We start from the raw sequence: 21,985 nt of genomic DNA, 5'->3' as shown, positions 1-21,985 counted from the left end.
CTCCGACATCCCGCGTCATATCGGCCGGCTGGATCTTGGCGACGTCCCCATCTGGCGCGGGCGAGTCGTAGCTCTGGATTTCCGCGTCATTGTGGCTGAGAAAGTAGGCCGCCTGACTTCTCCGTTCGCGCGTCGCCGCTGGTGGAGGCAGGCTGCCAGTTCTCTACTGATTTGAAACCGCGCTAATTTTCCCAAGGGCTATTCATGCAGTTTGATGACGTCATCCTCGGTCGCCGCAGCATCCGCGGTTACAAGCCGGACCCGGTGCCCAAGGCGCTGATCGAGGAAATCATCGGCCTGGCGATGCGTGCGCCGTCGTCGATGAACACCCAGCCCTGGAATTTCTACATCATCACCGGCGAGCCGCTGGACCGTATCCGCGCCGGCAACACCGAGCGGATGGTGGCGGGCGTGCCGCAATCGCGCGAGTTCCGCCAGGGCCAGGCCTTTGAAGGTCAGCACCGCGATCGGCAGGTCGGCGTCGCCAAGCAGCTGTTCTCCGCCATGGGCATCGCGCGCGACGACAAGGAGATGCGCCAGGATTGGGTGCTGCGCGGGTTCCGCCAGTTCGACGCCCCGGTCTGCGTGATCGTCACCTATGACCGCGTGCTGGACGGCAGCGACGACACCCCCTTCGACTGCGGCGCGGTGACCACCGCCCTGGTCAACGCCGCCTGGTCGCGCGGCCTGGGCGCAGTGATCAACAGCCAGGGCATCATGCAGTCGCCGGTGGTGCGCGAGCACGCCGGCATCGCCGCCGACCAGGTCATCATGAAGAGCATCGCGCTGGGCTGGCCCGACGACACCTTCCCGGCGAACGCGGTGGTGTCCGAACGCAAGGCCGTGGCCGAGGCGACGGTGTTCGTCGGCTTCGGCGACTAGGCTTCCCGCCGGATTCTCTGGACACCTGTGAAATAACGGATCACCGTCGAAGTGCCAGAATTGAAGGAACCCAGCCATGACCAGGATTATGGTTATTGCATTGGTCGCCGTCGTTTCGAGTATCTTCGCCAGCGCATCATTCGCTGAACAGAGAGGTTCAGCTCCGCCAATGACCCCTGGTCAGCGCTGTACTAACAGTTACGGCCTTTGCGTTAGGGATTGTTACGTTGTCCATGGGACTGGAACTGATCCCGAGGCCGCGAACTGCACCAAAATGTGCTCTGATCTCTACCGAACGTGCAAGGCGAGCCTCCCCAGGGCGGGCTCGCCGACGCCGATGAAGCCCAAGGACGCCGCTAAGACGCTCGCGCCCACGCGGTGACGTCGCCGGCCTTCCAGATTGCGAGCCTAGTTGCGGTGGTGGTCGCCTATCTCCTCGGGGCCACCCCCACCGGCTATCTGGCGGGCAGGCTGCTCAAGGGCGTCGACATCCGGCGGCTCGGCTCCAGCTCCACCGGGGCGACCAATGTGCTGCGCACCCTGGGGCCGTGGCCGTTCTGGGGCGTGCTGCTGATCGACGTGCTGAAGGGCGTAGCGGCGATCGTCTTCGCCCGCTGGTTCTGTCCCTGGTTCTCGGCCTGGGCGTCCGCCACGCCGCCGAGCGCGCTTGATCTGCAGGCCTGGACGCCTTGGGTGGTGTCCCTGGCCGGCCTCGCCGCCCTGCTGGGGCATAGCCGTTCGATCTGGCTGAACTTCACCGGCGGCAAGTCCGTCGCGACCGGGCTCGGCGTCTTGCTGGCGATGTCCTGGCCGGTGGGCCTGGGCGCCCTGGCGGTGTTCGGCGCGGCGCTGGCTGTCACTCGGATCATGTCCTTCAGCTCGATGCTGGCGGCCCTGACCGCGGTCGCCTTCATCTGCGCCCTGGATCAGCCAACACCCTATCGCCTGATGGTGATCGCTGGCGGCGTCTACGTGATTGTCCGCCACCGCGCCAACATCCAACGGCTGCTGGCCGGGACCGAGCCGCGCCTGGGGGCAGGCAAGGCCGAGCCGCAAACCTAGCGCGCTTCAGCGCCGCCCAGGTCGGGCAAATTCAACACCTCTCCCACCCCGCTCGTCCCGGCGAAGGCGGCGATCCAGATGGGATGGCTCAGACGCGGATTCTACAGACTCGGAACTGATCCAGACAGCCGCCGGCCTTCGCCGAGATGAGCGGTATTGAGTACGGACCCGAAGCGCGGAGAGGGGCTCTATCTGCACCTTCGCGCTATGTCCGCTTCGACCCTTGGCGGACCTTCATGATAGCGGCTTTGTTTAGTCGCCTCTCGACACTAGGCTCTAACCGGGAGGGCTCAACATGAGGCAAATACGGGTTGCGCGACCAGAGGATGGTGACGCGCTCGCCGCGATCTATCGGCCTTACGTCTTAGACACGGCGATATCGTTCGAGGACGTTCCGCCGACCCCCGCGGAAATGAGCGAACGAATTGCGGCGACTCTAACGACCTGTCCGTTTCTGGTCTTCGAGGATGATACCGGGGTGCTTGCATACGCATATGCGGGACCACACCGTGCTCGCCCGGCGTACCGCTGGTCAGTTGATGTGACGGTCTATGCCGCCCCACGCGCTCATCGCCGTGGTATAGGCCGGGCGCTCTACACTGAGCTCTTGGATCGGCTCACCCGCCAAGGCTTTCACGCGGCCTTTGCTGGCATTGCATTGCCGAACGACAAAAGCGTGGGCCTGCACGAAGCTCTGGGATTTCATCACTTAGGCACATACCGCGAAGTCGGCTTCAAATTCGGCAGATGGCACGACGTCGGTTGGTGGCGACGGCCTTTGAATGACGGCTTGCCGACGAGTGATCCACTCTCGCCACTTTCCTAAAGTCCGCTCGCCACCCTGCTAAGACACTAGGAGCGTCCGCATCCGGCGCGGGGGGCTGACGTTCCCCGGATGCCCGCGCCGCCTAACCCGCCATCCTCGGCAGCCCGTCCATGATCGCGGTCAGGGCCAGCACCGTCTCGCGCTCCATGGCGCTGTGGCCGGCGTTGGTCATCACGAAGGTCGCGGGCGGCGCGCCCAGCGCCTCCAGGCTGGCGACCAGGCGCGAGGCCTGCGGCAGCGGGCAGACCTGGTCGAAGCGGCCATGGACGATATGGGTCGGGACCTTCGCCATCTTGGCCAGGTTGGCGATGATGTAGTCCGGCGTCAGGAACAGGTCGTTGGCGAAGAAATGCGCCTCGATCTGCGCGAAGCACAGCGCGAAGGCCTCCTCGCCGAACTTGCCGGCGTCGTCGCTGGCCGGGATCATGTTGGAGATGGTCCCCTCCCAGACCGACCAGGCCATCGCCGCGCGCAGCTGCCGCTCGCGCTGCGCCTCATCGCTCGGCGTCATGTCGAAGATCGCCTTGTAGGCGCCCATCATGTCGGCGCGGCCGTCCGGCGCGATCACCTCCACGAACGTCTTCCATTCGTCCGGATAGGTCACGTAGGAGCCGGGCTCGCTCAGCGCGAAGGGCGCGTTCTCGAACGTCGCGGCGTTGCCCTGGTACATGTAGAGCAGGTCTTCTTGGGTCCCGAGGAAGATGCCGCGCAGGATCAGCGACTGGACGTTTTGCGGGTGGCGGATGGCGTAGACCATCGCCAGGGTGCTGCCCCAGCTGCCGCCGAACACATGCATCTTGCCGTCGATCCCCAGCGTCTCGCGCAGGGCGTTGATGTCGGCGACCAGGTGATCGGTGGTGTTGTGCGTCAGGGCGATCTTCGGCCCGGCCACCGCCACCGACGGCTCGCTCTTCCCGCAGCCGCGCTGGTCGAACAGGATCACCCGGTAGCGGGCCGGATCGAAGAACCGCGACATCACTGGGGCGCAGGCGCCGCCCGGCCCGCCGTGCAGGAACATCACCGGCTCGCCGTCGGGGTTCCCGTATTCCTCCCAGTAGAGCCGGTGGCCCGCCGCGTCATCGACCTGCAGCAGGCCCGTGCGGTTGGCCAGCCCTTGCGGATAGGCCCACTCGCCCACGACCTTGCTCGTCGTCTGCAGCTTCGAAAAATCCACGGCGCAACCTCTCCTGCCAACGGGGAGAGTTTTGCTACAGTTCATACGGCTTTCGCAAACAACTTGGCGGTGAAGCGCGGGGCAGGGGCCCAGCCGTGCGTCAGTCGGTGATCGTCCGCCGTCCTGGCCCGACCATCAGGCCCTCGATGCGCGAGCCCTCGGCCTTCAGCACCGGGCGGAGCCGGCGGAACAGCCGGGCGTAGTTGTAGAACGGCACGCTGGGCCACAGGTGGTGCACCAGGTGCAGGTTCTGCTGCAGCAACAGGAACGTGCCGCCGGGCCACAGGCTGGCGCGGGTGTTCAGGTAGCGCTCGGTCTGGTCGAACGGATGGTGCGGCAGCCACTGGAAGAAGATGTTCAGGGCCAGCATGCCCAGCCGCGTCGGCAGGAACCACAGCATCAGCCATTGGGCGACATGGCCCGTCGCGACCGCCGCGATCAGCAGCGCCAGGGTGAACAGCGTGACGGCCGAGACCTGGGCGATCTCGGCCGGGCTGAGGATCGTCCCCAGTCGCTTGTAGCGCTCGGCGTTGATGAACCGCAGCGTGAACATCGGCATCAGCGACATCGACGCCGAGATCAGCCACTTGCGCAGCAACTGGACGAAGGTGCCCTTCACGAAGATGTCCGGGTCGCGCTCGGTGTTGGTGTGGGAGTGGTGCAGCACGTGGGTGCGTTGCAGGGCGGGCCAGCCCATCCCCATGCCCAGCGCGCCGATCCAGCCGACAACGGTGTTGATCCAGGCGGCACCCTTGGGCTTGGCGACCACGTTGCCGTGGATGGACTCATGGACCAGCGTGTAGTGGGCGTAGGAGACGATCGCCAGCACCGGCGTGCAGAGCCACAAAGGCAGGGCGCCGGTGAAGCCGAGCGCGATGACGCTGAGCAAGGTGATCGGCAAGGCCAGCGCCAGGATCAGCGTCGGCCAGGCCACCGCCGGCGACAGCTCCACCGCGATCCGCCGCTCGTCGGCGTGAGAGATCCCGATCGCCGCGCGCAGCGCTTTCGGGTCGTGCGAGCCGTCCGCCATGGCCTGTCCTCCCTATCCGTTTCCTCAAGATTTCGCCGGACGATAGCTACTTTGAAAATCAAAGCGACTCAAAAGTGACGAGGGCGTCATTTTTGTGATTGGGGCTGGACAGCGAAGATATGAAATTCATAGTGTCGAGCAACTTCGAAAATCATACCGAACCGGAACCAGGCGAATGGGCGCTTCTGAGCACGACATCGGCGACGACACCCTGTGCCCGATCGCCCACTCCACCGGCCTGGTCGGGGACCGCTGGTCGATCCTGATCGTGCGCGAACTGCTGCTGGGCCAGAGCCGTTTCCAGGACCTGCAGGCCCAGACCGGGGCCACCAGCCAGATGCTCGCCGCGCGCCTGAAACGCCTCGAAGCCGACGGCCTGGTCGAGCGGCACGCCTATCTGGAGCGCCCGCCGCGACACGAATATCGCCTGACGCCCAAGGGGCGCCACCTGATGCCGGTCATCCTGGCGCTGCGGACCTGGGGCGAACAGTGGTGCAAGCCGCAGGGCCAGCAGCCGGCCACCCGGATGTTCCACCGCGCCTGCGGCTCGGAGCTCGAACTCGACGGCAAATGCCCCGCCTGCGGCGGCCTGGTCGCCTGGACCGAGATGAGCGGCCAGCCGAGCCAGGCCTGGGCCGAGGAGCGCGCGCGCCGCGCCGCCGAATTCACCGATCACCGACGGGCCGCGACCAGCCCCTCAGCGGAGCCGGAGCAATGACCACGCCCGGAATCCTGATCGAGGCCGAGGACTTCGACAGCTACGGCGGCTGGCTCCTCGACTCGCAGTTCGAGACGCAGATGGGCTCGCCCTACCTGCTGGCCCACGGCCTCGGGCGGCCGGTCGAGGATGCGACCACGCTGATCGAGGTCGCTGATCCGGGCGAGTACGAGGTTTTCGTCCGCGCCAAGGACTGGGCGCCCCCGCACCATCCGGGCCGCTTCACCCTGTCGATCAACGGCGTGACGCTGGACACCGAGTTCGGCGCCGACGGCCAGGACTGGGCCTGGCGATCGGCCGGCAAGATCGCGCTTGCGAAGGGCGAGGCCAGCCTGGCGCTGCACGACCTGACCGGCTTCGACGGCCGCTGCGACGCCATCTTCCTCAGCCAGGACGGAACCGTCCCGCCGAACGCGGTCGACGAAGCCAGCCGCGCCTGGCGCAAGGCGCTGCGCGGCCTGCCGGACCAGCCGCTGGACGCTGGCGACTTCGACCTGGTGGTGGTCGGCGGCGGGGTCTCCGGCTGCGCCGCGGCCCTGACCGCCGCGCGCCTGGGCCAGACCGTGGCGCTGATCCACGACCGTCCCGTGCTCGGCGGCAACGCCAGCAAGGAGATCGGCCTGATGCCGCGCGGCACGCAAGGCGCGCTGCTGCTGGAGCTGTCGCAGCGCACGCCGGACGGCGACCTGGCGGCCCTGTCGCTGCTGCAGGCCGAACCGACCGCGAGCGTCTTCCTCGAACACCGGATCATCGCCGCCGCCCGCGAAGGCGACGCCATCGTCTCGGTCGACGCCGTCCAGGCCAAGGGCGGGGTGGAGCGTCGCTTCAAGGGGGCCATGTTCATCGACACCAGCGGCGTGGCGATGCTCGGCGTGCTGGCCGGCGCCGAAACCCTGTTCGGCCGCGAGGCGCGCTCGGAATACGACGAGCCCTACGCCCCCGAAGTCGCCGACGACATGCACCACGGCAACACGCTATTCTTCCGTACACGGATGGCCGACCAGCCAGCGCCGTTCCCCGAGGTGCCCTGGGCGACCGAGATCTCGAAGGACTACGCCAATCTCAGCGGCCAGCTGACCAAGCCCGGCGCCGAGAACGGCCCCGGCCCGGCCGCCAGCCCCAACCCCGACAACGCCACCTTCCAGTTCAGCGCCGATCCCAGCCAGGCCTGGATGATGCAGTTCCCAGCCACCCACTACTGGGAGTACGGCCAGTGGCTGGACCCCTACACCTCCGGCGAGCTGGTCCGCGACTACCTGATGCGGGCGCTGTACGGCACCTTCTCGAACGTCAAGAACCTAGAGCCGGAGACCTACGCCAACCTCGAATTCGACTGGATGGCCTTCGTCGCCGCCCAGGGCGAGTTCCGCCGCTACAAGGGCGACCACGTCCTCACCGAAAACGATATCCGCGACCACACCCGTTACAACGACATGCTGGTCGCCAATGACGGGTTCTTCTGCATCCACTGCGCCTGGAACCCGGGCGAGGGGAAGTACGATTTCCGCCTCAAGGACTGGATCATGGACGTTCGTGACCAGCAGCCCTACGGCATCCCGTTCCGCTGCCTGTACTCGGCCAATATCGACAACCTGATGATGGCCGGCAAACACATCAGCGTCACCCACGTGGCCGGCTCGTCGGTCAAGCTGATGGGCAACGGCGCCCAGCACGGCGTCGCCACCGCCGCCGCCGCCTTCCTGTGCAACCAATACGGCACGACCCCGCGCGGCCTCTACGACGAGCACCTGGACGAGCTCATCGCCCTCGTCGACAAACTCAGCGGCCACGACCACCAAGGCGCCGGCCCAGGCGGGCGAAAGTTCGTGGCGACGCCAGGGTAGGGGGCGGAGAGCGGCTTTGGGCCGCCACGCGTCGGCGTTCTTGCCCAAGCGGACATTGGCGTCCCTCGAACGCGCGGCGCGACCTGGTCATGGCCCGGAAAGGCGACTAGATCCTCGGCGGTGAGCACCGCCTCAAGCATCCCTCCGCCGCCTACTCGCCCTCACGAGGACGAGTGCTGCCGACGCGGCTGCGACCCTTGCATCTTCGACTACTATGAGCGCGCCCTAGACCGATGGTGTGATCGGGTTCGCAAGATGGGAGCCGATCCCGACGCCATTCTCGGCCAGCACTCGCCGCCCGCCCGCTAGCGTCGACGCCGGGCGATAGGTCAGCTACGCGCCGCCAGAAGCGGAAGTTGGCGTCTGTGCGGAGAGCAGGGCGTTTGGGATGAGACATCGGCGGCCTTCCCGGCGGTAGTCGTGCTAACTAGCCAAGGCCACCGACTAAATACTCAAGCCGTGGATCACCATCCCTACCCCGCAGGGGACGTCTGCGCCTTCCGTCCGAGTTCTCCAAATTTCCACTAGAGCGACCGCGAGTCACCAATCGCTATGGATAAAGTGCCTATGACGTCTCAAGGCTATCGCGCCCTGGACGAAGACTTGAAGCGGCTTACGACGATCGAGCGGCCCGCCGTAACCGTCGCTATCGGGGAGGCGCGCCTCCACGGCGACCTGAAGGAGAACGCCGAGTACCATGCCGCAAAGGATCGGCAGGGGTGGATCGAAGGACAAATTGTTCAGATTGGCGACATGATCGCGCGCGCGCAGGTCATTGACGTCACGAAGCTGTCCGGAAGCCAGATCAAGTTCGGGGCCACCGTCTCCATGATCGACCAAGATACAGAGGAGCCGGCTCGCTACCAGATCGTGGGTGAGCATGAGGCGGATGTGAAGGCGGGCCGCGTTTCGATCACCTCCCCCATCGCCCGCGCGATGATCGGCAAGGAGAGCGGCGACCTCGTCGAGGTGACAAGTCCCGGTGGCTTGAAAGCGTACGAGATCACGAAGGTGGAGTGGATTTGATTCACTAAGGAGGACACTCCGAACCCTAGATGAATCACAGGCGGTCGAGCCGGCTCTCGATAGGTCTCGCAGGCGACCTATGACCAAATTTTCCGGTCGGCGCTGCTTCCCCTTAGGCCGCTAACCTGACAACGGTGCCGCGAAATGACCGAGCACCACCTGCCTGTATGTGTCGCCGCCCTTTACCGGTTCTCGCCGTTCAGCGATTGCGAGCAGCTGCGCGATGGATTGGCGGGCGTCTGCGCCGAGCACGGGATCAAGGGCACGCTGCTGCTGGCGCCGGAGGGCGTCAACGGCACCATCGCGGGAACGCCAGACGGGATCGATGCGGCGCTGGCCTATATCCGCACGCTGCCCGGTTGCGAGCGCCTATCGGTGAAGATCTCCCGCGCTGCGGTCATGCCGTTCTACAGAATGAAGGTCCGCATCAAGCGCGAGATCGTCACCATGGGGCAGCCGCACATCGATCCCCTGGAGGCCGGACACTATTTGTCGGCCGACGACTGGAACACCCTGATCAGCGAGCCGGACACGCTCGTCATCGATACGCGCAATGACTACGAGGTCAGGATCGGCACCTTCGCCGGCGCCGTGAACCCAGGGACGCGTAGTTTTCGGGAGTTTCCAGGCTGGTTCCGCGCCAACCGCGAGGCCCTGCTGGATGGGCGGACGTCGCCGAAGATCGCCATGTTCTGCACCGGTGGAATCCGCTGCGAGAAGGCGACCGCCTTCCTGAAGTCGGAAGGGTTGGACGCCGTCTATCACCTCGACGGCGGCGTCTTGAAATACCTGGAGACGGCGAGCGAGCCGACCAGCCTTTGGCAGGGCGAATGCTTCGTCTTCGACCAGCGCGTGGCGCTCGGCCCTGGTCTTGCGCCGGGAACCCATGTGCTGTGCCGCGCCTGCCGCATGCCCGTAACGCCGCAGGAGCGCGCCTCGCCGCTCTTTGAAGACGGCGTCAGCTGCCCAGCCTGCCATGGCGAGCGGGACGCGCAACAACGGACGGGCTACGCCGAGCGTCAGCGCCAGGTCGCCCTGGCCGCTTCACGTGGCGTCGACCACTTCGCCAGCGGGCCACCGGCCAAGCCAGATCGCTAGCCTCCGCCTGGCGCCAGGAGCGGAAGTTGGCATCGTCCCCAGAAGCGGACCCAGCAAGGCCAGGACATTGCCCGCTGCGGACCCTGAGTGAAGACTTGGGGACATCCGTGGTAGCATTAGTTGACTTGATCAAGGCGAGGGTGCGGGCGTGAACCTTAGATTAGTCGGCCATCTTGCATTCGCTGGACTACTGGCCTTGCACGCCGTGGCCTTCTTCTTTTTGCCCGCGGCGGCGTCGTTTGGGCAAAGCGAGCTCGCACTACACATGCTCCTCGTATTGCTGGCTTCCGCAGTTACATCGATCGGCTGCTATGTGATCAGTCGTCCGCTTGTGGGACTGCTTCTCGCGTCCCTGGGAGTGGCCGCTGCGGTCACGATGTGGGGATGGCAGAGCTGGGAGGATCGCCCGCGACCTGCCGAACGCATCGAGGCGACGTTTCCAGATTTCAAGCTCATCATTCCCGCGGGTGAAGCCTGCTTCCCGAGCTTCGGCGGCAATGGCGTTGCGTTTGTGACCCTCCCCCCCAAGGACGGCGAGTGTCCCCGGTTGGGCGAAGGTACGAGGGTTCGGATGGCAGCATCGCACCAGCCCGCTGCCGCGATTGGAGAATTTTCCGTCGCGTCGAATTTGCTACCGCCAATTTCAATAACCCGGCAGCAAGTTCCTGAACTCAAGTCGGAAGAGCGCCTTGCGATGTCAGATATCGCCTATGGAGGCGCAATCGTTCTACTCGGCGGCAAGTTGCCTTCTCCTCTCTATTCGTGTCGATCAGGCTACTGCAATGGCGCGGCGCGCTACAGGACTGCGCTGGTGGCAATGAACTGGTGGGAGGAACCGCACCGCCCAGGTGATCAAACAATGATGGATGTCGCTCAAAAATTGGAACGCTGGACGCAATGACCTACGCGCGGTCCGGTCCGTCCAGCGCAACAGCGGACATTGGCGTCAGGCGACTAGGCGGACAGCCGACGTCGAGCCGAAGGTGGAAGAGCAGGGTGAACAAGCTCGCGCGAAGTAGGCGGTGTTAACTTCCGCTACGATCCCAGCTCTGTCGTGGCGCCGCATGACCGCAAGTGTTCCGGATGCGCGGAGGGCCGCTGAGGCGCGCCTCACCCGGCGATCCGACGGGCTCCGCGCCCCAAACCGGCGCTCTGTGCCGAACTGGCACGGAAGTCCGCCGCCGGGTCGATCAACTTAGATGTGAACTCGTCTAAACCCACATTTGTGAACGGATTTTCCATTGCGTCATCGCACCATCATGGAAGGATGCTTGTAGAGCCGCACGCGTAATGATGCGGCATGGGAGGTTCATCATGAGGCTGTTGGCTGGGCTGGCCATCGCCTTTGGTTGTTGCGCCGCGACGGGTGTCGCCGCGCAGGATATGTCGCCGGCGACCGGCGCCTCGCGGCTGAGAGACGCCGCCTTCGCACCCGATTTCGCGCCCCGCGCGCCGGCGGGCGACGACTTCTCGAAACTGATCGATCGCGAGCAGGCCCGGCCCGATGGCGGCCTCGTCCGTTGGCGGACCAATGAGCTGAAACTCGGCCAGACCAAGACCGGCGCGGTCGACTCGCTGCGGCTCAGCGTCGGCGGCTCCCTGCGCTCTCCCAGCGGCCTGCCGCAGAACCTCGACAACCGCGCCGCCCAGTTCGACGCCGACGCCTATGAGATCGCCGTCACCCGCGATTGGGCGCCCGTGCGCTTCGAGGCCGGCGCCTATGACGTCAATCTGACGCCCCACACCGGGATCGGCGTCGCCAACGGCGGCGGCCAGGCCGAGGCCGGGGCCATGCTGACCGTCGGCCAGAAGCGCGACGACGCGGCGGTCGACCGGCTGAACGATCTGGGCGTGCGCGACGGCGCGGCCTATGGCGACCAGGGCCGCTGGTATCTGTTCGCCGCGGCCAGCGGCCGGGCGGTGGGCATGAACCTGCTGCACGGCGACAACGGCTGGGACCGCGACGGCTGGACCACCGACAAGGCCAGCGCCCTGATCGGCGACGCCCATGTCGGGGTCGGCTGGCGCAAGGGCGCGATGCAGACCTCGCTCGGCTACATCCACCGCGAGGTGAAGGGCGAGCACATGGTCTTCGGCCAGCAGACCAAGGAAGACTCGATGCTGGCCTTCTCCCTGTCGATCAAGCCGCAGAAGTAAGGTCCCTCCGCCGCCTCGCAACTCCGCCAACAGCTGTCATCCCGGCTGGAGCGCAGCGGAAGGCCGGGACCCATGAACACCGGATGGGCGTGATCTAACTGTCGTTTCCAAGAAGGTTGTTCACACGCTGCCAGGGTGTGAGACCGTTGATGCCGGCGTGAGGTCGGGCGGTGTTGTAGTTGTCAGTCCACGGGCCGATGGCGGCGGCTCGCTGGTCTGATGAGGCGTACGGCCTAGCGTAGGCCCATTCCCGCAGGCTGGTCTGGATGAAGCGCTCGGCCTTGCCGTTGGTGCGAGGCGTGTAGGGCCGGGTGCGGACGTGCCTGGCCCCGGCCTGCCGGAGGGCGGCGGCGAAGAGCTTGCTGCGATAGGCCGAGCCGTTGTCGGTCATCACCCGCTCGACGTTGACGCCATGGCGGCCCAGCCAGGCCAGCGCCCGCTCGAGGAAGGCGGTGGTGTCGTGCTGGCCCTCGCTGGGCAGGATCTCGGTGTAGGCCAGGCGCGAGGCGTCATCGACGCAGACGTGCAGGAAGTCCCAGCCGGCCTTGCGCGAGCGGCCCGCCTGGCGATCACCGGTGATCCGATGGCCTTCGACGGCGAAACGGCCCAGCTTCTTGATGTCGAGGTGGATCATCTCGCCCGGCGCCGAGCGCTCGTAGCGGACCACCGGCGCTCTGGGCTCCAGCGCCTTCAGCTTGCCCAGCCCCAGCCGCCGCAGGATCACCCCCACCGTCGAGCGGGCCATGCCCAGCCGCGTGGCGATCACCGGTCCGGTCAGATGCTCACGCCTCAGGGCCTCGATCCGCGCCACCTGCTCCGCCGGCGTCCGGCGCGGACATCGTCCCGGCGCCGAGCTGCGGTCGTGATGCCTTCGCTCGCCGCCCAGCCGATGCCGACCCAGCCACTTTTGCGCTGTTCTTCTGGAAACGCCGGCCGCTCCCGCAGCCGCCTTCACCGTCCAGCCACGCTCAACGCGACCGGCCAGCAAGGCTCGACCAACGGGCGTCAGGCGCGCATTCTTGTGCATGTTCATCCGGGGGCTCCCGGTTCAGAGGTTGGAGTGTCGCAACACCACTCTCTCAACCCGCCCCCGGGTGAACAACCTTCATAGTTTCGACATCTAGCACGGTCCGCGCCTCGACCTCCCAGGCGGCGCTAACGGGTCCCGGTCTTCGGCCTGCGGCCGAAACCGGGATGACATCCTAGCAAAAGTCAGCCGCCCATCCGCTCCACCCACAGCGCCGCCAGCCGCGGGTCCGCGTCGACGCGCCGGACCACCTCGCCCATTCTCGGCGCGACCGCGTAGAACCGCTCGCGCCGGGGTCGGAACCGCGAGACCACCGCGACATAGAGATCGAGCACGCTGAGCTCCTCGCCCAGGATGTAGCGGCCCGGCGCCGCCTGCCGCTCCATCATCCCCCAGCACTCGGCGATGCGGTCCATCACTCGCTCTTCCAGCGCCCTATGGCCGGCGGGATCGGGGACCAGCCGGGACGGATCGTCCTTCACCCAATAGAGCGAATAGATCGCGCTGGAGACAAAGCTCATCCAGCGCAGGAACTGCGCGCGGCCAGGCGCGCCGGGCAGGGGGCAGAGCCTGGCCTGCGGATGCTGCTCGGCCAGCCAGGTCAGGATCGCGGCGCTTTCGGTGACCACCTCGCCGCCGGCCAGCACCAGTGCGGGAACTTGCCGCATGGGATTGGCCGCCAACACCTTGTCGCCGCTCTCGCGGTCATCGGGGTCGAAGGTGTAGGATTCGATCAGATCGTAGTCCTGGCCGATCAGCCGCAAGGCGGCCTCGACCGCGACCGCGCCAGAACCTTTTGCGCCATAAAGGGTTAGCTTCGACATCCGGTTTTCTCCCCAGGCCGTTCACAACATCTTGGGTCTAGGGGGCAAGTCGGCACTAGATGTTGGTGAATGGTGCGTTAAGCTAGCATCGCTCTCGTCCGAATCCGTCCAGTTGGAAAGCCCGCCGTGACCGCCAAATCCACCCTGCCAGGCCTGCTCACGCCGTCGTTCGCCTACAAGCCGTTCCGCTATCCGTGGGCCTACGACTTCTGGAAGAAGCAACAGCAGGTCCACTGGATGCCCGAAGAGGTGCCGCTGGGCGAGGACCTCAAGGATTGGGCCGCCAAGCTCAACGACAAGGAGCGCAATCTCCTCACCCAGATCTTCCGGTTCTTCACCCAATCGGACGTTGAGGTGAACGACAACTACATGGAACGCTACAGCCGCGTCTTCAAACCCACCGAGGTGAAGATGATGCTGGCCTCGTTCTCCAACATGGAGACGATCCACATCGCGGCCTACGCCCTGCTGCTCGAAACCATCGGCATGCCCGACAGCGAGTTCACGGCCTTCCTGGATTACCAGGAGATGCGCGACAAGCACGACTACATGCAGAAGTTCGGCGTCGATTCGAACGCCGACATCGCCCGCACGCTGGCCATGTTCGGCGGCTTCACCGAGGGCCTGCAGCTGTTCGCCAGCTTCGCGATGCTGCTGAACTTCCCGCGCCACAACAAGATGAAGGGCATGGGCCAGATCGTCTCGTGGTCGGTGCGCGACGAGAGCCTGCACTGCGAAGGCATCATCAAGCTCTACCATGCCTTCAACGCCGAGACCGGCGCGGTGACCAAGTCGGTGGCCGACGACATCATCGACTGCTGCAAGACGGTGGTGGGCCTGGAAGACGCCTTCATCGACCTGGCGTTCAACGCTGGCGAGGTCCAGGGCATGACCCCCGACGACATCAAGAACTACATCCGCTTCATCGCCGACTGGCGCCTGCGCCAGCTGGGCCTGCCGGAGGTCTACGGCGGCGTCCGCGAGAACCCGCTGCCCTGGCTGCAATCGATGCTGTCGGGCGTCGAGCACGCCAACTTCTTCGAGGCCCGTTCGACCGAATACTCCAAGGCCGCGACCAAGGGCCAATGGCACGGCGACGCCGGCGTCTGGGCCGCCTTCGACAAGACCCTCGCCAAGCGCAGCGACGTCCCGGCGGAGTAGAGCGGCTCTCAACCCTATCTGCTCGTCATCCCCGGGCTTGTCCCGGGGACCCATAAACACAAACCCCTCGGGGAAAACTCCGACCTCGGAGTCTATGGATGGCCAGCGCAAGCGGCCGGCCATGACGAAGCATTGAGGGGAGGATCTAGGCCCCCTTCACCGCCAGCACGTGCAGCCAGGTCCGCGGCACGCCGTCGAAGCCGCCGCCCTGGCCGGTGGTGACGTCCAGCGGCGCCCAGGCTCCCGCCGCGCCATAGGCCGCCCGCAGCCGCTCCTCGCTCGGGAAATTGTAGTACCGGCCCAGGCTGTCGCGATCCCCGCCGTCGCCGGACTTGAACCCCGCATAGAACCGCCCGCCCGGCTTCAGCGCCCGGTGGATGCGCGTGAGCACGTCGGCCAGGCCCTCCTCGGGCACATGCAGCAGGCAGGCGTTGGCCCAGACGCCGTCATAGGCGGCGACCTCCTCCAGCTCCTCGAACCGCATCACCCGTACCGGCTGGCCCAGCCGGGCCTCCGCCTGCGCGGCCAGCCCGCTCGAGCCGTCGGTCGGGGTGACCTCGAAGCCGGCCGCCAGCATGAACTCGGCGTCGCGCCCGCCGCCGCAGCCCAGCTCCAGGATCTTGGCGCGCGGCCGCAGGGTCATCAGGAAGTCGCGCAGCCGCGTCGGCTCGGCCTGGGTTCGCGCCGCATAGGCGCTCGCCTCGCGGTCGTAGAAGGCCAGGGTGTCGGCGTCGTGCAAGGGCGGCTGGGCGGTCATGTCGGCTCCTTCGGGCTGGCCTCCACCTCCCACCCCGTCCATTCTGTCGTCAACGCCGATCACGACAACAGGGGGAATACGCCATGACCAATCTCGTCGAGGTTTCCGACGCCGGCCACGTGCGGACCATCCGCCTGAACCGTCCGGAGAAGAAGAACGCGCTGAGCCAGCAGCTGGCCTGGGGGATCGTCGCGGCCATCGACGAGGCCGCGCGCGACGACAATGTCTGGGTGGTGGCGGTGACCGGCTCGGGCGACGCCTTCTGCGCGGGCCTGGACCTCTCGGGCGCCGAGCCCTTCCATCCCGCCCCGCCGATGACCGCCCAACTGGACGACATCAGCTGGGTCGGCCAGTTCGTGCTCGCCACCCGCAAGCGTTGCGACAAGCCGGTGGTCGGCGGCATCAACGGCGTGGCGGTCGGCGCGGGCCTCGGCCTAGCCATGGCCACCGACGTGCGGCTGATCGCCTCCAGCGCGCGGCTGATGGCCGGCTACACCCGCATCGGCGGCTCGCCGGACGCCGGCCTCACCATCACCCTCCCGCAGGCCATGGGCTATGAGCGCGCCATGCGCTTCATGATGGAGAACCGCACCCTGACCGGCCAGCAGGCCGTCGACTGGGGCATGGCCGGCGAGGTCGTCTCCGACGATCAGTTCACCGAGCGCCTGGCCGAGTATTGCGCCCAGCTCTGCGAGTGGTCGCCGATCACCCTGCGCCTGCTCAAGCGCGGCATCGTGAAGTCCTACGAGTCCCACGATATGGAGCAGCAGCTCCGCTACGAGGTCTCCAACATCGGCCGCGCCTTCGGCAGCCAGGACGGCAAGGAGGCCCGCAGGGCCTTCCTCGAAAAGCGCAAGCCGGTCTTCATCGGCCGCTAGCCCAGATCCCGCGCCGCCGGCCCTTGCGACCGGCGGCGCGGAAGACTTGGCCCTAGGCGGGCATGCGGTGCATGGCGCACAGCTTGTTGCCGTCCGGGTCGCGCAGATAGGCCAGGTACATCTTGCCCATGCCGCCGGCGCGCACGCCGGGCGGATCCTCGCAGGTGGTGCCGCCATTGGCCACGCCGGCCGCGTGCCAGGCGTCGGCCTGTTCGCTCGACTCGCAGGCGAAGCCGATGGTGGCGCCGTTGGCGTGGCAGGCCGGCTCGCCGTTGATCGGCTCAGACACGCCGAACACGCCGCTCTTGGTCATGTAGAACATCCGGTGCCCGTCGATGAACGACGGCGGCACGTTCAGCGTGCCCAGCACCGCGTCATAAAAACCCTTGGCCTTGGCCAGGTCGTTGGTCCCGACCATCACGTGTGAAAACATCTGGCTTTCCTCTTACTTGTTCTTGATCGACGCGGCCGGCGCGCGGCCTGTCCCAGACGCCATAGCACTCCAGCCTGACCCCTGTGCAAGCTCAACGCTGGGTGATCTTGGTCAGCAACGACACCAGCTCGCGCTCGCGGGTCACGCTCAGCTTGGCGAAGATGCTCTTGATCTGGCTGCGGACGGTCTGCAGCGAGGCGCCGCGCGCCGCCGCGATCATCTCGCGCGGTTCGCCCAGGGTCAGCAGGGCGCCGACCTGCGCCTCGGCCGGGGTCAATCCGAAGGCGCGGATCAATATGGCCTCCAGCTCGACCTGATTGCGCTCCCCGCCGCGCAACACCACCACCGCCCGCGGCTCGAAGCTGAGCGGCGAGGCCTGGCGCGGCAGGGTGATCACGTCGATGACCTGCACGCGGGCGAGCTCACGCAGGTCGCGGTTCACGACGGTCCGCGTCGTCGGTTCAGGTCCGGCCAGGTCGGACGAGGCGGCCGCCGCGATGGCGGCCTCCATCTCGGCGCAGTCGTAATGCGCCGGCGCCGAGAGGTGGCCGTTCACCAGCCGGATACGCCCGGCCTCCAGGGCCGACTGCGCCACCGGCGTCAGCACACGGACCAGCGCCAAGCCGTCGCAGATGAAGGCGGCCAGGCCCAGCGCCCCAAACGCCGCCCCGATCAGCAGCGCCCCTTGTTTGGCCAGGGCCGGTTGGCCGACGACGGCGGCGGGGTTGTCAGGGGCGGGGTTGTCGAACGTCCGCGGCTCGGGCGCACGCCAAGTTCGATCGGGCGCCCCGCGCGCAGGCGTCTTCGCAATCGTGGCGCGCCGGCCCTCTGCGTTGATCATGGGCCGCGACCCCGCTCAGGTGAAAACAACGTCTGACGCTGGTTACACTGGCGGCGAGGTTACTGCAGCGCCGGGGCCAGGCAAGTTTTCGCACGGTCAAATAGAGCCGTATCATCCCTCAATTGCGGGATGACGGGCCTGCGTAAACGGGCGCCTGCTGGTCGCTTGGCGGGATCGCCGCCGGTTGTCGAGCAACGGTGATTGAGATGATGAGAACTGCTCCGTTCGTCACGATGGCGGCCTGCGCCGCCGCGGCCGCCTTGAGCGCCGCGCCGGCCTTCGCCGGTGAAGTCACGGGAACCGGCAAGGACACCGCCGGCCCCGCGCACGCCAACTCGATCTGCGCGTTTTCAGGGCTGAACGACATCCCCGAAGGGGCTCCGGGCAACCCGGCGGGAAAGACTCAGAACTACGGGCATACGATGCAGCTCTTCGACATCGTGGCGCGCTACTTCAACCCCGGGGACGCCTGTAATCCGCACGCGGAGCCAGAGCCCGAATAAGGTTCCAACACCAGGCGCCGACGTCAGGGCGAACGCCCGGCCCGGTCCCCACCGGGCTGAGCCGGGCGTCCCCTGATCCCGGCGCCGCAGCCACCATTCATCGAAAGGGGCTGAACATGACCAGACTGACCCTGTTGATCCAGACCGCCGCCTGCGTGGCGGCGATCGCCGCCGCCGGCGCCGCGCGCGCGGCCGATGGCGAACTGTCGGCGCCGGGCCAGGATCTCGGCGCCCAACCTGCTCCCTCTTGCCAGGCCTCGGGCGTGAGCGGCGCGCCCTTCGGCTTGGTCGGGCATGCGCCGGCCCTGTCGACGCGCTCGCACACGGCCGGCGGCTACACCGATCCAAAGGACTTCAAGCTGGTCTTCTTCTGCCCCAGCCGGTCGCTCCCCGCCGTTTAGCCGCCGATCACGATCTCGACCCGCCGGTTGCGCTGGCGCCCCGCCGGGTCGTCGGACCCGTCGGCCTTGACGTTCGCCGCCACCGGCCGCTGGGCGCCAAAGCCCCGCGCGGTCAGCGCCCCGGCTGCGCCGCCCAGCCGCGCCTTCAACGCCGCCTCCACCGCCTTGGCCCGGCGTTCCGACAGGCCCTGATTATAGGCGTCCGAGCCCTTGGCGTCGGTATGGCCCTCCACCGCGATCGGCTTCCCCAGCTTCCCCAGCTTCCCCGCCCCGGCCGCGATGGCGTCCAGCACCGGCAGGGCGTCCTGGCGGATATCGGCCTTGTCGAAGTCGAACAGCACGTCGCTCTGCAGGTTCAGCCGCAGCTGCTCGCCCTCGACCCTGGCGCCCAGCCCCGGGAACCGGCTGCTGAGATCGGAGGCCAGGTTCGCCAACGGCTCGGAGCGGCCGCTCGTCGCCTGCTGCAAGCCGGTCAGCGGATCGACCCGCGCCTTCAGCACATCGACCCGTCCCCTGGCCAGAGCCGCCCGCGCCGCCGCATCAGCCCGCGGACTGCTCCCATCCAGCGGCCCCCACGGCTCGGCGGCGGCCGGCAAGGCGACGAAAAGGCCCGCGACGGCCAGGGCGCAGATGCGCGTCATCACAGGCCTCAGCGGTCGCTTAAGGGGATGTTCTCGATCGCCTCGACCTCGGGAAGGGTCAGGCTGACGGTCTTGATCTCGGCCGGCGGGGCCGGGAACTTGCCCCACCAGGTGCCGGCCAGCGGCGCGTCCTTGGTCACCTTGACCATCATGTCCGGCGGCGTCAGCGGCATGCCGTCGGCGTCGGTCAGCAGGAAGTATTTCCGATCCCCCGCCACCACGGCGATCTCTTCCTGGGCCTTCTTGGGATTGCCGTAGAGCGTGTGGAAATCGGTCCCGCCGCCCGGCGCCCGCACGGGCCCAAAGCGGATCTTCAGCGTCAGGATGCCGTTCTGCCGCACGGCCTCCACCACCTGGGCCTCGGCCGTCCCGTGCGAGGTCATGCCCCGCGCAATCACGCTCTCCTTGGCCGCCGCCCGCACGTCTTCGGCCTGGGCCTTCGCCTCAGGACCAGCCCCCGCCGCCGCGACCGCCCCCGGCGCCCCGCCCTCGGCGGATTTCTCCCCGCAGGCGGCCAAAGCCAGCGCCGAGCCCAGGCTCAACACCACCCAAACAGAACGCGACGCCATACTGATAACCCCAACAACAACGCCCAGCCGGAACAAGGCCACAGGTCCGAAAAACGCCCCTAGGTGGTAACTGGTTGCCAAAAAACCGGCGGTTTTTATGCTGTGGTGCAATGCTGAGTGGCGAAAATTGACGCTGTCCACGAGGCAGAAGCTCTAAGAGCCTCAGATGGTTGGTTAGCGGACTTCGCGTCCAGCGGCGATTTTCGCCGTGAATTCTGCAAACGCCCGACGCACCGCTACGGGATTCTCGATCCAGGGAAAGTGACCGCCGCCGGGAATGGTTTGCTCAATAACGTTGGCGGTCTGGAAGCGTGGCGCCTTCCAACCGCCTTGCCAGACAATGCGATCGTTTTCTCCCGCGATGCGAAGCACCGGGAAGGTTTCGGGCCACCAGCGCGCCTCATAGACGTCGTCGAAGTGGGCCTCTGACCAATCTACCGCCGCGCTGTTATACGGCATCCTCGCGAGCAGTTCTCGCCCAGCGGCCACGCCCGCCGCGGTGAAATTCCAGGGCGCCGCGGCTACCGTGACGGCGGCGATGTTTGAGTCGCATCGGTCGGCTTCGTAGACCGCGCTCGCGGCCTCGACGTCGGGCAGTGGAAACGCCTGCGTCATCGCCACAAAGTGCGGATGCCATTTGGCGTCAGGAGCGGTGTCAACCAACGCCAAGCCTCTCAGCAGCGGCGCCAGCTCGGGCGTATCGAGCAGGTACATCCCCCCGGTCGAATGGCCGACGAACACGACGTCAGGCAAAGCCTGGGCTGCTTCAAGCACAGCTCGTGGCCACACTGAGAAGATGTCGTCCGGCGCGCCTGGGGGCGTGCGATTCGAGCCGTCACCTGGGAGATCAACCATCCAGACGGAACCCGGTACGTTCATCGTATCTGCAAGCTCGTGAAGGCTCTCCGAGCCAATTCCCGGTCCCCCCGGCAAGAGGAGCCAGTTGAGTGGTCCCGGTCCCGAAACGCGCCGGCGAAGACGAACCCCGGAAGGCGTGTAAAGAATGTCGTTCATCCACGTAGCTTAGCAGTGACGTGTTTGAGGCGCGAAATTTCGACCGGGCCCTACCAGGAGCAGACGTTTTCGCTGTCCACAACGGCGACGAAAATCGGACATCCCGCCGCATCCCAAGAGCCGAGCTGCTCGACATCCTGCGGTGCGGCCCGAGATAAATGTTCTCCAAATGTTCCGGCCAACCCCCGACCGTGCTACGCTCGCCCAATGCCCGCGCGCGCCTACCGGCACACCGACCCCCACGCCCGCCAAGACCTTCTGACCCGACTCGCCGCCGGCGAAACCCTCGCTAACATTTGCGCCGAGCCGGGCATGCCATCCTACGCCAGCGTCCATGCCTGGGAGCGGGCCGAGCCGGGCTTCGCCGCCGAGCTCGCCGCCGCCCGGCGTCGCGGCGCGTTCATCCGCCACGGCGCGTTCAATGAGGCCAAAGGCCAGGCCCTGCTGACGCGGTTGCGGGCCGGCGAGCCGATCACCCAGATCCTGCGCGACCGCGCCATGCCCAGCCGCCGCCTCTACGCCTATTGGCGCGCCACGCAGGCGCCGTTCGCCGAGGAGATCCATCGCCTGAAGCAGATCGGCGCGGCGGCCCGCGACCAGGGGCGGCGGGGTCGCTGGCGGGCTTTCGACCTCGCCCTGGCCGACGCCATCGTGGTGCGCGTCTCGGGGCGAGCCGTTGGCGACCATGCTCAAGTCCGCCGCCGGCCTGCCGTCGCGCGGCGTGGTCGCCCGCTGGCGGCGGACGGAGCCGCAGTTCGACCAGGCGCTGGTCATCGCCCTGCGGATCGGCCGCCGCCGACGCCGCGCGCTCGGCGCCTGCACACCAGACTTGACCCAGTTCATCGCCGACGAAATCCGCCAGGGCGCGTCCTTGGCCAGCCTCGCGCGGCGCCCGGACATGCCGTGCGCCACGACCCTCTACGCCTGGGTCGGCAAGCAGCCGGTCTTCGCCGCCGAGATCGCCCAGGCCTGCGAGGACCGCGAGGACTGGTTCACCGACCAGGTGATGATGCTGGCCGAGGGCTCGGGCGCCCTGACCAACCGCGCCAGGATCACCGAACTGAAGCGCCGCCTTGGCCGCCTGCAACACCGCCCTGGGGCCCGCCGCTCACCAGATGC

The 21,985-nt window shown here is 67.0% G+C and carries 24 protein-coding genes and 2 pseudogenes; 16 read left to right on the top strand and 10 right to left on the bottom strand.

The annotated features are described in order from the left end of the window. The first annotated feature begins 204 nt into the window (after positions 1-204). From ASE02_RS18705 to ASE02_RS23410, 3 genes are all read left to right on the top strand, one after another. Complete coding sequence (locus ASE02_RS18705; protein WP_056736211.1) at positions 205-882, top strand: nitroreductase; 678 nt, start codon at positions 205-207, stop codon at positions 880-882. 378 nt (positions 883-1,260) lie between these two features. Then, positions 1,261-1,944 (top strand): glycerol-3-phosphate 1-O-acyltransferase PlsY, encoded by a 684-nt coding sequence (gene plsY, locus ASE02_RS18700; RefSeq protein ID WP_056736209.1) that lies wholly within the window; start codon positions 1,261-1,263, stop codon positions 1,942-1,944. 295 nt (positions 1,945-2,239) lie between these two features. Next, on the top strand, positions 2,240-2,770 hold the full coding sequence (locus ASE02_RS23410) for an arsinothricin resistance N-acetyltransferase ArsN1 family B (protein WP_082602204.1): 531 nt from the start codon (positions 2,240-2,242) through the stop codon (positions 2,768-2,770). Between the two features lie 82 nt (positions 2,771-2,852). Here ASE02_RS23410 and pip read toward each other — a convergent pair whose 3' ends face one another. Both pip and ASE02_RS18690 read right to left on the bottom strand, forming a co-directional pair. After that, entirely contained in the window at positions 2,853-3,944 is a 1,092-nt protein-coding gene (gene pip, locus ASE02_RS18695; RefSeq protein ID WP_056736208.1) for a prolyl aminopeptidase, read from the bottom strand. A 100-nt stretch (positions 3,945-4,044) separates the two neighbouring features. Then, positions 4,045-4,974, bottom strand: a complete 930-nt coding sequence (locus ASE02_RS18690; protein WP_056736207.1) for a fatty acid desaturase — start codon at positions 4,972-4,974, stop codon at positions 4,045-4,047. 175 nt (positions 4,975-5,149) lie between these two features. Here ASE02_RS18690 and ASE02_RS18685 point away from each other — a divergent pair, with 175 nt between their 5' ends. The 7 genes from ASE02_RS18685 to ASE02_RS18665 all read left to right on the top strand — a co-directional run bounded on the left by ASE02_RS18685 (position 5,150) and on the right by ASE02_RS18665 (position 11,817). Continuing rightward, positions 5,150-5,692 carry a helix-turn-helix domain-containing protein gene (locus ASE02_RS18685; protein WP_056736205.1) on the top strand — a complete coding sequence of 181 codons (543 nt, stop codon included), beginning with the start codon at positions 5,150-5,152 and terminating at the stop codon, positions 5,690-5,692. After that, the gene (locus tag ASE02_RS18680) at positions 5,689-7,536 is read left to right on the top strand and encodes an FAD-dependent oxidoreductase (protein ID WP_056736203.1); all 1,848 of its coding nucleotides are present in this window, start codon (positions 5,689-5,691) and stop codon (positions 7,534-7,536) included. Before ASE02_RS18685 ends, ASE02_RS18680 begins: the two co-directional genes overlap by 4 nt. A gap of 120 nt (positions 7,537-7,656) precedes the next feature. Beyond that, the gene (locus ASE02_RS23405; RefSeq protein WP_156406124.1) at positions 7,657-7,845 is read left to right on the top strand and encodes an oxidoreductase-like domain-containing protein; all 189 of its coding nucleotides are present in this window, start codon (positions 7,657-7,659) and stop codon (positions 7,843-7,845) included. Positions 7,846-8,088: 243 nt separating this feature from the next. Next, positions 8,089-8,562, top strand: a complete 474-nt coding sequence (gene greA, locus ASE02_RS18675) for a transcription elongation factor GreA (protein ID WP_056736201.1) — start codon at positions 8,089-8,091, stop codon at positions 8,560-8,562. 144 nt (positions 8,563-8,706) lie between these two features. Continuing rightward, a complete protein-coding gene (locus tag ASE02_RS18670) occupies positions 8,707-9,660 on the top strand; it encodes a rhodanese-related sulfurtransferase (RefSeq protein ID WP_056736199.1) in 954 nt (317 codons plus the stop codon). A gap of 196 nt (positions 9,661-9,856) precedes the next feature. Continuing rightward, positions 9,857-10,561, top strand: coding sequence for a hypothetical protein (locus ASE02_RS22480; protein WP_156406123.1), 705 nt, complete (start codon positions 9,857-9,859; stop codon positions 10,559-10,561). Positions 10,562-10,974: 413 nt separating this feature from the next. Further along, positions 10,975-11,817 (top strand): lipid A-modifier LpxR family protein, encoded by an 843-nt coding sequence (locus ASE02_RS18665; protein ID WP_056736197.1) that lies wholly within the window; start codon positions 10,975-10,977, stop codon positions 11,815-11,817. Positions 11,818-11,911: 94 nt separating this feature from the next. Here the strand turns inward: ASE02_RS18665 and ASE02_RS18660 are convergent, their stop codons facing one another. Beyond that, positions 11,912-12,850, bottom strand: a complete 939-nt coding sequence (locus tag ASE02_RS18660) for an IS481 family transposase (protein WP_056736196.1) — start codon at positions 12,848-12,850, stop codon at positions 11,912-11,914. 179 nt (positions 12,851-13,029) lie between these two features. Continuing rightward, positions 13,030-13,668, bottom strand: a complete 639-nt coding sequence (locus tag ASE02_RS18655; RefSeq protein ID WP_056736195.1) for a glutathione S-transferase family protein — start codon at positions 13,666-13,668, stop codon at positions 13,030-13,032. 126 nt (positions 13,669-13,794) lie between these two features. On the opposite strand from ASE02_RS18655, the gene ASE02_RS18650 reads away from it, so the two are divergent. Then, positions 13,795-14,829 (top strand): ribonucleotide-diphosphate reductase subunit beta, encoded by a 1,035-nt coding sequence (locus tag ASE02_RS18650; RefSeq protein ID WP_056736193.1) that lies wholly within the window; start codon positions 13,795-13,797, stop codon positions 14,827-14,829. 145 nt (positions 14,830-14,974) lie between these two features. Here the strand turns inward: ASE02_RS18650 and ASE02_RS18645 are convergent, their stop codons facing one another. Continuing rightward, positions 14,975-15,586, bottom strand: coding sequence for a bifunctional 2-polyprenyl-6-hydroxyphenol methylase/3-demethylubiquinol 3-O-methyltransferase UbiG (locus tag ASE02_RS18645; protein ID WP_056736191.1), 612 nt, complete (start codon positions 15,584-15,586; stop codon positions 14,975-14,977). Between the two features lie 83 nt (positions 15,587-15,669). Here ASE02_RS18645 and ASE02_RS18640 point away from each other — a divergent pair, with 83 nt between their 5' ends. Next, positions 15,670-16,464, top strand: coding sequence for an enoyl-CoA hydratase/isomerase family protein (locus ASE02_RS18640; RefSeq protein ID WP_056736189.1), 795 nt, complete (start codon positions 15,670-15,672; stop codon positions 16,462-16,464). Between the two features lie 52 nt (positions 16,465-16,516). On the opposite strand, the gene ASE02_RS18635 is transcribed toward ASE02_RS18640, so the two are convergent. Then, positions 16,517-16,897, bottom strand: coding sequence for a VOC family protein (locus tag ASE02_RS18635; RefSeq protein WP_056736187.1), 381 nt, complete (start codon positions 16,895-16,897; stop codon positions 16,517-16,519). 91 nt (positions 16,898-16,988) lie between these two features. Continuing rightward, complete coding sequence (locus ASE02_RS18630; RefSeq protein WP_056736185.1) at positions 16,989-17,738, bottom strand: LuxR C-terminal-related transcriptional regulator; 750 nt, start codon at positions 17,736-17,738, stop codon at positions 16,989-16,991. 209 nt (positions 17,739-17,947) lie between these two features. On the opposite strand from ASE02_RS18630, the gene ASE02_RS18625 reads away from it, so the two are divergent. Both ASE02_RS18625 and ASE02_RS18620 read left to right on the top strand, forming a co-directional pair. Continuing rightward, positions 17,948-18,241, top strand: a complete 294-nt coding sequence (locus tag ASE02_RS18625) for a hypothetical protein (protein WP_156406122.1) — start codon at positions 17,948-17,950, stop codon at positions 18,239-18,241. Positions 18,242-18,357: 116 nt separating this feature from the next. Beyond that, on the top strand, positions 18,358-18,642 hold the full coding sequence (locus ASE02_RS18620; protein ID WP_056736181.1) for a hypothetical protein: 285 nt from the start codon (positions 18,358-18,360) through the stop codon (positions 18,640-18,642). Here the strand turns inward: ASE02_RS18620 and ASE02_RS18615 are convergent. From ASE02_RS18615 to ASE02_RS18605, 3 genes are all read right to left on the bottom strand, one after another. Continuing rightward, positions 18,639-19,283, bottom strand: a complete 645-nt coding sequence (locus ASE02_RS18615) for an OmpA family protein (protein ID WP_056736180.1) — start codon at positions 19,281-19,283, stop codon at positions 18,639-18,641. The two genes, ASE02_RS18620 and ASE02_RS18615, sit on opposite strands and share 4 nt — an antisense overlap. 8 nt (positions 19,284-19,291) lie before the next feature. Next, entirely contained in the window at positions 19,292-19,852 is a 561-nt protein-coding gene (locus tag ASE02_RS18610) for a hypothetical protein (RefSeq protein ID WP_156406121.1), read from the bottom strand. Positions 19,853-20,026: 174 nt separating this feature from the next. After that, a complete protein-coding gene (locus ASE02_RS18605) occupies positions 20,027-20,866 on the bottom strand; it encodes an alpha/beta fold hydrolase (protein WP_056736176.1) in 840 nt (279 codons plus the stop codon). Between the two features lie 207 nt (positions 20,867-21,073). On the opposite strand from ASE02_RS18605, the pseudogene ASE02_RS23400 reads away from it, so the two are divergent. Then, positions 21,074-21,253 (top strand): annotated as a pseudogene (locus ASE02_RS23400) (hypothetical protein); the annotation flags it as partial. A 298-nt stretch (positions 21,254-21,551) separates the two neighbouring features. Next, a pseudogene (locus ASE02_RS23395) lies at positions 21,552-21,985 on the top strand (hypothetical protein); the annotation flags it as partial.

Origin of the sequence: Phenylobacterium sp. Root700 (assembly GCF_001429025.1) — a bacterium.
Taxonomy (GTDB): Bacteria; Pseudomonadota; Alphaproteobacteria; order Caulobacterales; family Caulobacteraceae; genus Phenylobacterium.
Note: the sequence above shows the minus strand (reverse complement) of the source record. Positions and strands in the feature narration are given on the sequence as shown.

Coding starts and splice junctions, on each gene's coding strand:
- ASE02_RS18605 (WP_056736176.1), bottom strand. CDS start 20,866: ATGAACGACATTCTTTACACGCCTTCCGGGGTTCGTCTTCGCCGGCGC.
- ASE02_RS18615 (WP_056736180.1), bottom strand. CDS start 19,283: ATGACGCGCATCTGCGCCCTGGCCGTCGCGGGCCTTTTCGTCGCCTTG.
- ASE02_RS18685 (WP_056736205.1), top strand. CDS start 5,150: ATGGGCGCTTCTGAGCACGACATCGGCGACGACACCCTGTGCCCGATC.
- ASE02_RS18655 (WP_056736195.1), bottom strand. CDS start 13,668: ATGTCGAAGCTAACCCTTTATGGCGCAAAAGGTTCTGGCGCGGTCGCG.
- ASE02_RS18665 (WP_056736197.1), top strand. CDS start 10,975: ATGAGGCTGTTGGCTGGGCTGGCCATCGCCTTTGGTTGTTGCGCCGCG.
- ASE02_RS18620 (WP_056736181.1), top strand. CDS start 18,358: ATGACCAGACTGACCCTGTTGATCCAGACCGCCGCCTGCGTGGCGGCG.
- ASE02_RS18635 (WP_056736187.1), bottom strand. CDS start 16,897: ATGTTTTCACACGTGATGGTCGGGACCAACGACCTGGCCAAGGCCAAG.
- greA (WP_056736201.1), top strand. CDS start 8,089: ATGGATAAAGTGCCTATGACGTCTCAAGGCTATCGCGCCCTGGACGAA.
- ASE02_RS18640 (WP_056736189.1), top strand. CDS start 15,670: ATGACCAATCTCGTCGAGGTTTCCGACGCCGGCCACGTGCGGACCATC.
- ASE02_RS18625 (WP_156406122.1), top strand. CDS start 17,948: ATGAGAACTGCTCCGTTCGTCACGATGGCGGCCTGCGCCGCCGCGGCC.
- ASE02_RS18670 (WP_056736199.1), top strand. CDS start 8,707: ATGACCGAGCACCACCTGCCTGTATGTGTCGCCGCCCTTTACCGGTTC.
- ASE02_RS18645 (WP_056736191.1), bottom strand. CDS start 15,586: ATGACCGCCCAGCCGCCCTTGCACGACGCCGACACCCTGGCCTTCTAC.
- ASE02_RS23410 (WP_082602204.1), top strand. CDS start 2,240: ATGAGGCAAATACGGGTTGCGCGACCAGAGGATGGTGACGCGCTCGCC.
- ASE02_RS18680 (WP_056736203.1), top strand. CDS start 5,689: ATGACCACGCCCGGAATCCTGATCGAGGCCGAGGACTTCGACAGCTAC.
- ASE02_RS18610 (WP_156406121.1), bottom strand. CDS start 19,852: ATGGCGTCGCGTTCTGTTTGGGTGGTGTTGAGCCTGGGCTCGGCGCTG.
- ASE02_RS18630 (WP_056736185.1), bottom strand. CDS start 17,738: ATGATCAACGCAGAGGGCCGGCGCGCCACGATTGCGAAGACGCCTGCG.
- ASE02_RS18705 (WP_056736211.1), top strand. CDS start 205: ATGCAGTTTGATGACGTCATCCTCGGTCGCCGCAGCATCCGCGGTTAC.
- ASE02_RS18660 (WP_056736196.1), bottom strand. CDS start 12,850: ATGAACATGCACAAGAATGCGCGCCTGACGCCCGTTGGTCGAGCCTTG.
- ASE02_RS18690 (WP_056736207.1), bottom strand. CDS start 4,974: ATGGCGGACGGCTCGCACGACCCGAAAGCGCTGCGCGCGGCGATCGGG.